Below are 14,136 nucleotides of genomic sequence, written 5' to 3' on the forward strand. Positions count from 1 at the left end.
TTGATCTTTTTAAACACGAACTGAATGACTGGAGGAATCGTTATGAATAAAAAAATTATTATCCGAACCTTAGAGAAAATTGCTTTATATATGGAATTAAAAGGTGAAAACCCATTTAAAGTGTCTGCTTTCCGAAAGGCGGCTCAAGCACTTGAGCTTGATGCAAGAAGCCTTACTGAAATGGACGATGTGACAAAATTAAAAGGCATTGGAAAAGGAACTGCCGCAGTAATTGATGAATTGATTGAAACAGGCAAGTCAACCGTATTGCAAGAGTTAGAAGAGTCTGTGCCAAGTGGTTTATTACCTCTATTAAAACTTCCTGGTCTAGGTGGAAAGAAAATAGCAAAGTTATATCAAGAACTTGGTGTCGATTCAGCAGATTCTTTAAAATTGGCTTGTGTGGATGGAAAAGTTCAAGCATTAGCAGGTTTTGGTGCAAAAACACAAGAAAAAATCATGAAAGAATTGGACCAATTTGAATCAAGACCAGATCGTTTACCCATTTGGCGTTTAGAAACGGCTGTGTTAGTGATTGAAGATATTTTGAGTAAAATCACACACATAGACAAATTCTCAGTGGCTGGGAGCTTTCGTCGTGTAAAGGAAACGAGTAAAGATCTCGATTTTATTATCGCAACTACAGATTTTGTGGCAGTGAGAGAAGCTTTATTAAAAGAGTTACCCGTAACTGAAATTATTGCAGCTGGAGACACAAAAGTTTCAGTAACGATTGATTATGAAGAATTAATTGATGTCGATTTCCGTTTAGTAGAACCTGTAGCCTACATAACTGCTCTTCATCATTTTACGGGATCAAAAGATCATAATATCAAGCTTCGTCAAATAGCTAAATCTCAAGGTAAAAAAATCAGCGAATATGGAGTGGAGCAAGAAGATGGTTCAAATCAAACATTTGATTCAGAACAAGACTTCTTCGCTCATTTCGGACTTCCTTATTTTCCGCCCGCTGTACGTGAGGATTCTAAAGAATTTGAACGTCAAGAGGATTTGAAAGAACTCGTACATGTGGAATCAATAATATCGGATTTGCACATGCATACCACACAGTCAGACGGGGCTCATACATTGCGCGAAATGATTGAAGCATGTCTGGAAAAAGGCTACACACATATAGCAATTACGGATCACTCACATTATTTACGAATAGCAAATGGCTTATCTGCAGAACGCGTACGTGAACAAATTAAAGAGATTCGACAAATTCAACAAGAGTATCCAGAGATTCAAATAATGGCGGGTACTGAAATGGACATATTACCGGATGGTTCGCTTGATTTTGATGATGACCTCCTAGCAGAGCTCGATTTTGTCATTGCATCAATTCATTCAAGCTTTAGTCAACCACAAGAAAAAATTATGGATCGTTTATTAACGGCAATGAAAAATCCACATGTCGATATGATAGCGCATCCCACAGGACGTATTATTGGAGTACGTCCAGGCTATAATCCAGATGTGTCACAATTAATTAAATGGGCTGCAGAATACGGCAAAATCCTTGAATTGAATGCAAATCCGCATCGTCTTGATCTAGCTACAGAGTATTTAATAGAAGCACAAAACTTACAAGTACCTATTGCCATAAATACAGATGCACATGCTATTGATCAATTACGATTTATGAATATTGGTGTAAAATATGCTCAAAAAGCATGGTTAAAGCAAGACCTAATTGTTAATACATGGTCTTATGAAAAGTTGAAAAATTTCTTGAAATAAAGGAGTGTTTTGAATGATAACAAAACGCGCATTGAAAACACTTGAATTTGATAAAGTGAGAGCTCAAGTAGCCAATTTTTGTACATCCTCACTAGGAAGTGCACAGTTAGATGTATTAGAACCTTCCATCATTTACGATGAGGTCGTGAGATTATTAGATGAAATGGATGAAGGGTTATCACTGCTACGCGTACGTGGAAATGTACCGATGGGTGGCATATTTGATGTGCGTGGACATGCAAAACGTGCACAAATTGGTGGGATGCTAAGTCCTATTGAACTAATGGAAATAGCGAGTACCATTCGTGCAAGTCGAGTATTGCGTCAATTTTTTGAAGCGGTAGAAGAAACTGAAGACATTAATATTCCATATTTCATAGAACGCAAACAAGCAATACCAATCTTAACTGCACTCGAACACGAAATCATTGCGTGCATTGATGATAATGGGGCAGTTTTAGATAGTGCGAGTATCCAACTACGCACGATTCGACAACAATTACGCTCACAAGAAAACCGTGTACGTGAAAAGTTAGATGGCTATATACGCGGGAAAAATGCATCGAAAATGTTATCGGATACGATTATAACCATCCGTAATGATCGTTTTGTAATCCCAGTAAAACAAGAATACCGTGGGAACTATGGTGGAATTGTTCATGATCAATCTTCATCTGGGCAAACTTTATTTATTGAACCGGCTGCAATAGTACAAGCGAATAATGAAATACGTCAATTGAAAATGAATGAAAATGAAGAAATAGAACGTATTTTGTTGATGCTATCACTTGAGGTTCAAAATGTAGCTCACGATTTATTTGGTGTAGTTCAAATTCTAGGGGAAATAGACGTTATTTTAGCGAAAGCGAAATATGGTCAAGCTAATAATTGCACAAAGCCAGTAGTCAACGAAAAAGGAATGATTCGTTTGGTGAAAGCCCGTCATCCTTTGTTAAATATAGAGGAGGCAGTTGCTAATACGATTGAGTTTGGCGATGACATTACTGCTATCGTTATTACAGGACCAAATACAGGTGGTAAGACCGTTACACTTAAAACAATAGGACTATGTACATTAATGGCTCAAGCAGGTGTTCCGATTCCTGTATTAGATGGTTCGGAAATTGCTGTATTTGATCAAATTTTCGCTGATATTGGAGATGAACAATCCATTGAACAAAGTTTAAGTACATTTTCTTCTCATATGGTGAACATCGTTGATATATTATCTAAGTTTGATGAGCAAAGCTTGGTATTATTTGATGAACTTGGAGCAGGAACTGATCCACAAGAAGGTGCTGCCCTTGCTATTTCTATTTTAGATGAAGTTCATGGCAGAGGTGCTCGTGTCATGGCAACGACTCATTACCCAGAGTTAAAAGCTTATGGCTTTAATCGACCAGGAGTTGCGAATGCAAGTGTTGAATTTGATGTTGAATCATTAAGTCCAACATATAAGTTATTAATTGGCGTTCCTGGTCGAAGTAATGCATTTGAAATTTCAAAACGACTAGGGTTACCGGCACATATTATTAAACATGCACAGTCATTTACCGGCACAGATCGTCACGAAGTTGAATCGATGATCGCTTCGCTTGAAACAAGTCGAAAAAAATCTGAAAAAGATGCTGAGCAATCCGCTGAATTACGCATCGAATCAGAAAAAATTCGAGAAGATTTGACAAATCAATTACAACAACATGAAGATCAAAAAGACAAACTCGAACAAAAGGCAAAAGATAAAGCACGGAAAATTGTCGAGGAAGCAAAAAGACAAGCTGAAGGCATTATTGCCGAACTTCGTAGTATGCAAAAAAATGCACAATATGTAGTCAAAGACCATGAATTAATCGATGTACGGAAACGTTTGGAAAAAGCAGCACCTGAAAACACTGTACTAAAAAAACAACAACAAATTAAAGAGCGTGAAAAAACCCTAACACAAGGTGATGAAGTCAAAGTCTTAAGTTATGGTCAAAAAGGTATTTTGTTGGACAAAGTTTCAAGCACGCAATGGACAGTTCAAATTGGTATTTTGAAAATGAAATTAGATGAATCTGATTTACAATACATCAAACCAGAGAAACAAAAACAAACTTTTGCAATGACTCATGTGAAGGGTCGAGATACATACGTGAAACTAGAATTAGATTTGCGTGGGGAACGATATGATGATGCGGTTTTAAGAGCTGAGAAATATATAGATGATGCAGTGTTGTCTAACTACAACCAAGTATCAATTATTCATGGAAAAGGTACAGGAGCATTAAGACAAGGAATTCAACAGTTTTTGAAGAAACATTCTCGCGTGAAAAGCTATCGATTTGGTGAATCAAGCGAAGGTGGACATGGTGTGACGATAGTGGAGTTGAAATAAACTATACTTTTCCGTCATTATGTTGAAAAAACTCATTTAATTGAAACTTATGAGCATTTCATTCGTAAAAGCTAGAAACGATTTAAGGAGTAAACAATATGATAGCTATGAATTTTTGGGAACACCCATTAGTGGAAACAGCCGGATATTTTAGTGTGGTTGTGTTGTGTTTAATTGTGACGATGGTTTTATTTGAACTCGTAACGAAATATAAAAACTGGGAAGAGATTCAAAAAGGAAATATGGCAGTAGCTATGGCAACCGGTGGGAAAATTTTTGGGGTGGCGAACATTTTTCGCTATGCAATTGACAATCATAATTCACTACCTGAAATGATAGGGTGGGGATTATATGGGTTCTTTTTACTCATAGTCGCTTATTTCTTATTTGAATTTTTGACGCCAAAGTTTAATATTGATCAAGAGATTAAAAATGACAATCGATCTGTCGGGTTTATTTCTTTATCGATTTCTGTCGGTTTATCATTTGTCATTGGTGCAAGCATTTCATAGGAGCGGATTATATTGGAAAAACTAGCAAAAGTATTACTCGTTGTATGTATCGGATTTATTCTAGTAGGCATCCTGTATTTATACGTACAATAAGAAACCGTAAAAGTTGCAAGATTTCCTTAGCGTCGAAGTAACCGTAGGCGTTCAAGTGAGCGGCGGATACAAAAACACAGCAAGGTTGACTGTAGAAAAAAGCGAAATGAGAGGTGACTTTTGTCACCTCTCATTTTGTTTTCATTCTCAAGGATATGATTTAGTGGGTTTGCTGTCCAATGGAAATCAAAAAGCTTAGTCAATTAAATAGGTAAAAAATCGTAAACTTTCTTACGATTTTTTAAAATATTGCATGGAACATGTAAATTATCCCATGTTTTTTTGTTATTTTATTGTAAGCGGATTCATATTTCTCTATAATAAAGAATAGGAATATTCAAACGATTTAAAAAAAGGGGGAAAAAATATGACGGCAAAACCTTGGTTAACTCAGTATCCACCAGAAATTCCACATACGCTAACATACGAAGCTATTCCAGTTCAGGAATATTTGACACGTGCCTATCAAAATTATCCGGAAAAAGTAGCTATTCATTTTCTAGGGAAAGACGTCACGTATCAAGAACTCTATGAATCTTCTTTAAAGTTTGCTAATTATTTAAGGGCAATTGGAATTGAAAAAGGCGACCGTGTGGCTATAATGTTGCCAAACTGTCCTCAAAATGTCATTGGATATTATGGGATCTTGTATGCAGGGGCAATTGTAGTACAAACAAATCCTCTTTATACTGAGCGTGAAATTGCCTATCAAATGAAAGACTCTGGAGCAAAAGCGATTCTTTCACTTGATATTTTATTCCCACGTATTTCAAAGGTGATTAAAGAAACGAATTTAGAAAATATAATTATTACGGGTATTAAAGATTACTTACCATTCCCGAAAAATTTAGTTTACCCGTTTATACAAAAGAAACAGTATGGTTTTTCTGTAAAAGTGGAACATCGAGGCATGAATCACTTGTTCCCTGAAGTCATGAAAGTAGGGAAAGCTGAAAAAATTGAAGTTCCTTTTGATTTTGAAGAAGATATTGCAATTTTACAATATACTGGTGGAACAACCGGATTCCCGAAGGGTGTTATGTTAACTCATAAAAACCTAATTTCAAATGCTACCATGTGTGATGCGTGGCTTTATCGTAGTGAAAAAGGGAAAGGAACAATTTTAGGAATCCTACCATTTTTCCATGTATACGGTATGACAACCGTATTAATCTTATCTGTAATGCTTGGAAATCGAATGGTTCTATTACCTAAGTTTGACGTAGAATCAGCGCTGAAAACAATTCATAAACAAAAGCCGACATTATTCCCGGGTGCTCCAACGATATATATTGGATTATTGAATCATCCAGACATTGGAAAATACGATTTATCTTCAATCGAAGCTTGTTTAAGTGGTTCTGCACCATTACCGGTAGAAATCCAAGATAAGTTTGAAAAAGTGACAGGTGGTAAGTTAGTAGAAGGATATGGTCTTACGGAGTCTTCTCCAGTGACACATGCGAATTTTGTTTGGGATAACGAACGTATTAAAGGCTCGGTTGGGGTGCCTTGGCCTGATACTGATGCGGGAATTTTCCAAATGGATTCAACGGAGCCAATGCCTCCGGGTCAAATCGGGGAGATATGTGTTCGTGGTCCGCAAATTATGAAAGGCTATTGGAATCGTCCGGAAGAAACCGAACATACGATGCGTGATGGTTGGTTATTAACAGGAGATTTAGGATATATGGACGAAAAAGGTTTCTTTTATATAGTCGATCGTAAGAAAGATATGATTATTGCAGGTGGTTTTAATGTGTATCCTCGTGAAATTGAAGAAGTGCTGTATGAACATCCTGCAATTCAAGAATGTGTAGCGGCCGGTGTACCGGATCCTTACCGCGGAGAAACTGTTAAAGCGTTCATTGTCCTTAAAGAAAATCAACATGTATCAGAAGAAGAGCTAAACGCATTTTGCAGGGAGCATTTAGCAGCATTTAAAGTTCCGCGAATCTATGAATTTAGAAAAGAGTTACCAAAAACAGCAGTAGGTAAAATTTTACGACGTACACTAGTTGAAGAAGAAAAAGAAAAAATCATAAATGCCAGTGCTGCTACTACTACGTAACATCTCTTGACAACAGTGATTCATCAGTCTAAGATAAAATTGTGAATGAATATTCATTCACAATTTTATTTTTTGGCGGTGATATCTATGAAACGAGACAAACCAAAGTTTAAACAAATAATCGATGCAGCAGTTGTTGTGATTGCAGAAAATGGGTATCACCAAGCCCAAGTTTCTAAAATCGCTAAACAAGCTGGCGTCGCCGATGGAACGATCTATTTGTATTTCAAAAATAAAGAAGATATTTTAATATCTGTGTTCCAAGAAAAAATGGGTTTATTTGTTGATAACTTAAAAGGCATTATTAATGATGGCACAACATCATCAGATAAACTACTGAAAATGATAGAAAATCATTTTAATGTACTAGGTACAGATCACCATTTAGCAATTGTTACTCAGTTAGAACTACGACAATCTAATATAGAAATTCGCTTAAAAATCAATGAAGTATTAAAGGAGTACTTAATGTTACTCGACGATATTTTAATCGAAGGAAAAGAAAATGGCGAATTTCAAGAAGATTTAGATATACGCCTTGCGAGACACATGGTCTTTGGTACAATTGATGAGACTCTTACTACTTGGGTTATGAATGAACAAAAGTATGATTTGATGAGTTTAGCACCAAAAGTTCATCAACTTTTACTAAGAGGTATGAAAGCATAAGTGAGAGGATGGATATGTATGGAATTTTTGAGTTGGACTGTAGAAAATTATGTTGCGAAAGTAACGATCAATCGACCACCAGCAAATGCATTATCACGCGCCCTTATTGTCGAAGTAAACGAATTAATGAATGCAGTTGAACATGATGACAGCGTTCGTGTCATCGTCTTACACGGGGAAGGTCGTTTCTTCTCAGCAGGAGCAGATATTAAAGAATTCACTCTAATTAATACAGGAGAAGAATTCACAGCTTTATCTGCAAGTGGACAAGAAATATTTGAACGTCTAGAACGATTCTCGAAACCTGTCATCGCCTCTATTCACGGAGCTGCTCTTGGCGGAGGACTTGAACTTGCTATGAGTTGTCACATGCGAATTGTATCTAATAATGCTAAACTAGGATTACCTGAATTACAGCTAGGTTTGATTCCTGGTTTTGCAGGTACTCAACGTTTACCAAGATTAGTAGGTATACCTAAGGCAGCAGAGATGTTGCTAACAAGTGATACAATTAGTGGTGAAGAAGCCGTTCAATGGGGTTTAGCAAACCGTGCGTATGCAGAAGAAGAAGTGCTTGCTAAATCAATGGAATTGGCTACTAAAATTGCGAAGAAGAGCCCAGTTGCAATGAAAGCTGCAATTGAGATGCTACAATACGCAAAATCATACGCTTATGATGAAGGTGTGAAAGCTGAAGCACAATCTTTTGGAACCGTTTTCGTATCTGAAGATGCTCAAGAAGGAATTTCTGCTTTCATTGAAAAACGCGAACCATCATTCAAAGGAAAATAATGACAAGTATTGGGAGGTCTGCAACATGAATATTTATGTGTTGGTAAAACGTACATTTGATACAGAAGAAAAAATTGTCATTTCAGGTGGCCAGATTCAAGAAGACGGCGCTGAATTTATCATTAATCCTTACGATGAGTATGCGATTGAAGAAGCTATCCAAGTTCGTGAAGCACACGGTGGCGAAGTGACTGTATTGACAATGGGTGGAGAAGATGCACAAAAGCAACTTCGTACTGCACTTGCAATGGGAGCCGACAAAGCTGTTCTTATTAACGTAGAAGATGACTTAGATGAAATGGACCAATTTACAGCTGCTCAGATTTTAGCGGATTACTTGAAAGATAAAAACCCAGACTTAATTTTAGCTGGAAACGTTGCGATTGATGGTGGATCTGGACAAGTTGGACCACGAGTAGCTGACTTATTAGATATTAACTATGTAACAACTATCACGAAATTAGAAATTAACGGAACACAAGTTAGTATCGTTCGTGATGTAGAAGGCGATTCTGAAATGATTGAAACATCATTACCACTTCTAGTTACAGCTCAACAAGGGTTAAATGAGCCTCGTTATCCTTCTTTACCTGGGATTATGAAAGCGAAAAAGAAACCTCTAGAAGAAGTTGAGTTAGATGATTTAGATATTGATGAAGATGATGTTGAAGCGAAAACGGAGACAATTGAAATTTATTTACCTCCTAAAAAAGAAGCAGGTCGTGTGTTGCAAGGCGATCTTTCAAACCAAGTACAAGAATTAGTAGAATTACTTCGTAAAGAAGCAAAAGTCGTTTAATCGAATCTAAAGATTTGTAATTGGAGGGAAACACATCATGTCAAAAAAAGTAATCGTATTAGGTGAAGCACGTGAAGGTGCTTTACGTAATGTATCTTTTGAAGCAATCGCTGCAGCGAAGAAAATTTCAGGCGGTGGAGAGATTGTAGCTGTTCTTTTAGGGGACTCTGTTCAATCTCTAGCAACTGAAATGATTCATTATGGAGCAGACCGTGTGGTAACTGTTGAACATCCACATTTAAAAATATATACTTCTGACGGTTACAGCCAAGCATTTATGGCAGTAGTTGAGGGTGAGAGTCCAGATGCAGTTGTTTTCGGACACACAGCACTCGGAAAAGATTTATCTCCTAAAGTAGCAAGTAAATTAAAATCTGGCCTAATTTCAGATGTAACAAGTATTGAAGGCGAAGGTTCAGATGCTGTATTTGTTCGTCCGATCTTCTCTGGTAAAGCATTTGAAAAAGTGAAAATCAAAGATGGTATTGATTTCATAACGGTTCGTCCTAACAACATTGAGCCTTTAGCTCACGATGATAGCCGTACAGGTGATGTATCATCTGTATCAGTAGATATAAAGAACCTTCGTACAATAATTAAAGAAGTTGTTCGTAAATCAACTGAAGGCGTGGATTTATCAGAAGCAAAAGTAATTGTAGCTGGTGGTCGTGGCGTTAAAAGTGAAGCTGGTTTTGAACCATTAAATGAATTAGCTAGAGTATTAGGTGGAGCTGTTGGAGCATCTCGTGGAGCATGTGACGCTGACTACTGTGACTACTCTCTTCAAATTGGACAAACAGGTAAAGTGGTAACGCCTGACCTATACATTGCAGCAGGTATTTCTGGCGCAATTCAACATTTAGCAGGAATGTCTAACTCGAAAATTATCGTGGCAATCAATAAAGATTCTGAAGCGAGCATTTTCAAAGTTGCTGATTATGGAATCGTTGGTGATTTGTTCGAAGTCATTCCAATGTTGACAGAAGAATTCAAAAAAATGAAAGCTAATTAATACTTAAAAAAACTCCGCAAAATGAATTTTTTGCGGAGTTTTTGTGTTTAAAAGATGTTTAAAAGGTTAATATACCTTAGAAGGATTAGGTCTAGAATGTAATTTTTAGCTTACTGAGCAGAATAGTAGAAGCGCATTTTCTCACATGCTATACTACGTTTACAGTTTGTATTTGAAGGAGGATATTTATTATGGCAATTGTACACGGTACAGATCAAAGTTTTTCAAACGAAATTTCAGACGGCTTAGTATTAGTCGATTTTTGGGCACCATGGTGTGGTCCATGTAAAATGATCGCTCCAGTTTTAGTGGAACTAGACGCTGATATGAGTGATAAAGTTAAAATTGTAAAAATAGATGTGGATGAAAACCAAGAAACTGCTAGCAACTTCGGTATTATGTCTATTCCAACATTAGTTCTTTTCAAAGACGGGAAACCTGTTGATAAAGTAGTTGGATTTAACCCGAAAGAAGCATTAGTAGATTTAGTTAACAAACACGCATAAAATTGCCCTTTAGTCAGGCACAAGTATATTGACATATTAAAAAAACCGGGTACCCAAGGGCGCCCGGTTTTTTTTCAGTAGGTGATGATAATAGTGAATGAATTAATACAACAGAAATGTACGATATTACCGGACCAGCCTGGTGTTTATTTAATGAAGGACAGGCAAAGTACGATTATTTATGTTGGGAAAGCCAAAGTATTGAAAAATCGAGTACGTTCGTATTTCACGGGCAGTCATGACGGAAAAACACAACGTCTTGTCAATGAAATTGAGGACTTTGAATACATCGTTACATCTTCAAACATCGAAGCATTGATTTTAGAACTGAACTTAATTAAAAAACACGATCCTAAATATAACATTATGCTTAAAGATGATAAAACATATCCCTATATTAAAATAACAGGTGAAAAACACCCGAAATTAATTACAACCCGGCAAGTTAAAAAGGACAAAGGAAAATATTTTGGTCCTTACCCAAATGCATATGCAGCTAGTGAAACAAAAAAATTGTTGGATAGATTATATCCATTACGCAAATGTCCAACATTACCGGACAGAGTTTGTTTGTATTATCATTTAGGTCAATGCTTAGCACCTTGCGTAAAACCAATTGAGCAAGATGCCTATCGTGAGATTATTGATGAAATTACACGATTCTTAAATGGAGGATACCAACAAGTCAAACAAGAATTAACAGGGAAGATGTTAGTGGCTTCTGAAAATTTGGAGTTTGAACGAGCAAAAGAATACCGCGATCAAATTACGCATATTGAAACCGTTATGGAAAAGCAAAAAATGATGACGAATGATTTTACGGATCGTGATATTTTTGGCTATGCAATTGATAAGGGTTGGATGTGTGTGCAAGTTTTCTTTGTACGACAAGGCAAATTAATTGAACGCGATGTATCTATATTCCCTTTATACCAAGATCCTGACGATGAATTTTTAACTTTCTTAGGACAATTTTATGATCAGCCACATCATATAAAACCAAAAGAAGTGCTGTTGCCTATTTCAGTTGATTTGGACTTAGCCAATCAACTACTCGAAGTAAAAGTGGCTTCGCCAAGTCGCGGGCAGAAAAAACAAATGATTGATTTAGCGACAAAGAATGCTGAAATTGCAGTACGCGAAAAATTCCAACTCATTGATCGACAAGAACAACGAACGATAGGTGCTGTTGACGATCTCGGGAAAGCTATGAATATCTCGCCACCTCTACGAATTGAAGCTTTCGATAACTCACATATTTATGGGGCCGATGCAGTCTCTGGGATGGTCTCGTTTATAGATGGAAGACCTAATAAAAAAGATTATCGTAAATATAAAACGAAAACAGCGGCACGTCATGATGACTATGGGGCGATGCGGGAAGTTATACGTAGACGGTACACGCGTGTATTAAATGACCAATTACCTTTACCTGATTTAATCGTTATTGATGGTGGGAAAGGACAAATGGAAATTGCCCGGGAAATTATTGAGGATGAACTTGGTTTATCTATACCGATTGCAGGACTCGCAAAAGATGCGAAGCACCAAACTTCTTCATTGTTATATGGGGATCCTCCTCAAATTATTCCGTTAAAACGGACGAGTGAAGGATTCTATTTACTTCAACGTATTCAAGATGAAGTGCATCGATTTGCCATTACATTCCATCGACAACAAAGAGGAAAACATACCGTGGCATCTGCTTTAGATGGATTTGAAGGTATAGGACCAAAACGCAAAAAAATGTTATTAAAACATTTTGGATCAGTAAAACGTATTAAAGAAGCAACAGTCACTGAATTGAATGAATCAGGATTGCCTTTGAAAATTGCTGAATCAATGTCAACTTATTTTCATAATGAAACATTGTCAAAAGAGTAACCATGTGCTATTGTTGACACACTGAAATTGAATCACTTAATAAGTGGTGATAGAGGTGCGAAAATCATCAGTAACCTGCTAGAGGATGAACAGATCCGACGACTGCAGGTGAAAGGGGAATTCGCCGAAGTTCGACATAAACTGTTTCTTATGTCGAGCTGGTTTTGTATTGAAAAAATGCAGGATTGTCAGAATCTAAATGATTCTGGAGGGCTATCTCACATGGACGCTTCTTTCGAACGGCCATGCATGGAGACAGCTTTTCACGAATTTTCGTGGATAAGCTGTTTTTTTATATTGATAAACTTTTATTTTTGCGTATCAGTATAGGAAAAGACATCATCTTGCACTATTTTGGATGCAATCTTGTTTTTCTAATTTAGCTTCTTTGGAAATAAAGGGAGAGTTAACATTGAGTCGTATTGTCATGAAATTTGGTGGGACTTCTGTTGGTAACACTGAACGTATTCGAAACGTCGCAAAACGTGTTATCGGAGAGACTGCAAAAGGTCATGAAATTGTAGTGGTTGTCTCAGCTATGGGGAAAACAACAGATGAATTGCTGCGTTTAGCAGAGGATTTATCCGCAGAGCCCTCAAAACGCGAAATGGATATGTTGTTATCAACGGGGGAACAAGTGACGAGTGCTTTATTAACAATGAGTCTTCAACATATGGGGCAAGATGCGGTATCATTCACCGGCTGGCAAGCGGGCATTGGAACTGAATCCGTTCATCGTAATGCTCGGATTGAACACATCGATACCATTCGGATAGAACAAGCTTTGAGTGCTGGTAAAGTGATAGTCATTGCTGGATTTCAAGGGTTGGATGCGTTTGGTGAAATCACGACACTCGGTCGTGGAGGTTCGGATACAACGGCAGTTGCTATTGCTGCATCAATTCTAGCGGACCGATGCGATATTTATACCGATGTCGATGGCATTTATACGTCAGATCCACGTTATATAGAAGGTGCCAGGAAATTACAAGAACTGTCATATGATGAGATGTTAGAACTAGCAAATTTAGGGGCGGGTGTATTACATCCTCGTGCTGTAGAATTCGCCAAAAACTTTTGTTTGCCACTCAGTGTTCGTTCAAGTTTAAGCGAAGAAACAGGTACTATATTATTGGAGGAACCAACATTGGAGAAAAACCTAATTGTGCGCGGTGTCGCATTTGAACCAGAAATTGTTCGTATTACAATTGCATATGAAGTGCCATTTAATGGCTCTCTCGCTAAAATTTTCACTATGCTTGCAAGATATCATATAAACGTTGATATTATTGTTCAAAGTATTATGGAAGGGATACAACCAAGTGTGTCATTTTCAATTAAAAAAGAAGATTTTGCCGAAACAATTCATATACTAAAAAGCAATAAGGCTGATTTAGGTTACCAATTAGCAAATTTTGAAGAGGGCTTAGCTAAAGTATCAATTGTTGGTTCTGGAATGGTTTCAAATCCAGGTGTGGCTGCTCAAATGTTTGATCGACTTCGTAAAGAAGAAATCGCCGTGAAGATGGTGAGTACCTCAGAAATTAAAGTTTCGGTAGTTATCCCTGAAATTGACATGTTAAAAGCAACAAATGCTTTGCACGATGAATTTGGATTAGCTGTAGTTCGAGTATAAGAGTTTGTCATGCTATGATGATGATACTCTGATTAACATGAG

At 37.1% G+C, this 14,136-nt stretch carries 11 protein-coding genes and 1 riboswitch; all 11 genes read left to right on the top strand.

Features of this window, described 5'->3' with window-relative positions; all coding sequences use genetic code 11:
* Nucleotides 1-42 precede the first annotated feature (42 nt).
* The 11 genes from polX (at nt 43) to E2636_RS06135 (ending at nt 14,094) form a co-directional block, all read left to right on the top strand.
* The gene (gene polX, locus E2636_RS06085) at nt 43-1,743 is read left to right on the top strand and encodes a DNA polymerase/3'-5' exonuclease PolX (RefSeq protein WP_134209406.1); all 1,701 of its coding nucleotides are present in this window, start codon (nt 43-45) and stop codon (nt 1,741-1,743) included.
* 13 nt (nt 1,744-1,756) lie between these two features.
* Nucleotides 1,757-4,120 carry an endonuclease MutS2 gene (locus E2636_RS06090; RefSeq protein WP_134209407.1) on the top strand — a complete coding sequence of 788 codons (2,364 nt, stop codon included), beginning with the start codon at nt 1,757-1,759 and terminating at the stop codon, nt 4,118-4,120.
* Nucleotides 4,121-4,218: 98 nt separating this feature from the next.
* Complete coding sequence (locus E2636_RS06095) at nt 4,219-4,632, top strand: DUF350 domain-containing protein (protein ID WP_134209408.1); 414 nt, start codon at nt 4,219-4,221, stop codon at nt 4,630-4,632.
* 460 nt (nt 4,633-5,092) lie between these two features.
* Entirely contained in the window at nt 5,093-6,796 is a 1,704-nt protein-coding gene (locus E2636_RS06100; RefSeq protein ID WP_134209409.1) for a long-chain-fatty-acid--CoA ligase, read from the top strand.
* A gap of 87 nt (nt 6,797-6,883) precedes the next feature.
* Nucleotides 6,884-7,465, top strand: a complete 582-nt coding sequence (locus tag E2636_RS06105) for a fatty acid metabolism transcriptional regulator FadR (protein ID WP_134209410.1) — start codon at nt 6,884-6,886, stop codon at nt 7,463-7,465.
* An 18-nt stretch (nt 7,466-7,483) separates the two neighbouring features.
* The gene (locus E2636_RS06110; protein WP_134209411.1) at nt 7,484-8,257 is read left to right on the top strand and encodes an enoyl-CoA hydratase; all 774 of its coding nucleotides are present in this window, start codon (nt 7,484-7,486) and stop codon (nt 8,255-8,257) included.
* A gap of 25 nt (nt 8,258-8,282) precedes the next feature.
* Nucleotides 8,283-9,056, top strand: coding sequence for an electron transfer flavoprotein subunit beta/FixA family protein (locus E2636_RS06115; protein WP_017379865.1), 774 nt, complete (start codon nt 8,283-8,285; stop codon nt 9,054-9,056).
* Nucleotides 9,057-9,093: 37 nt separating this feature from the next.
* Nucleotides 9,094-10,068 (top strand): electron transfer flavoprotein subunit alpha/FixB family protein, encoded by a 975-nt coding sequence (locus E2636_RS06120; RefSeq protein WP_134209412.1) that lies wholly within the window; start codon nt 9,094-9,096, stop codon nt 10,066-10,068.
* 191 nt (nt 10,069-10,259) lie between these two features.
* A complete protein-coding gene (gene trxA, locus E2636_RS06125) occupies nt 10,260-10,574 on the top strand; it encodes a thioredoxin (RefSeq protein ID WP_134209413.1) in 315 nt (104 codons plus the stop codon).
* A gap of 93 nt (nt 10,575-10,667) precedes the next feature.
* Nucleotides 10,668-12,458, top strand: a complete 1,791-nt coding sequence (uvrC, locus tag E2636_RS06130; RefSeq protein ID WP_134209414.1) for an excinuclease ABC subunit UvrC — start codon at nt 10,668-10,670, stop codon at nt 12,456-12,458.
* 42 nt (nt 12,459-12,500) lie between these two features.
* Nucleotides 12,501-12,682: riboswitch (Lysine riboswitch) on the top strand.
* A gap of 188 nt (nt 12,683-12,870) precedes the next feature.
* On the top strand, nt 12,871-14,094 hold the full coding sequence (locus tag E2636_RS06135) for an aspartate kinase (protein WP_134209415.1): 1,224 nt from the start codon (nt 12,871-12,873) through the stop codon (nt 14,092-14,094).
* Nucleotides 14,095-14,136: the final 42 nt, after the last annotated feature.

It is taken from the genome of Paenisporosarcina antarctica, assembly GCF_004367585.1.
Classification (GTDB): Bacteria; Bacillota; Bacilli; order Bacillales_A; family Planococcaceae; genus Paenisporosarcina; species Paenisporosarcina antarctica.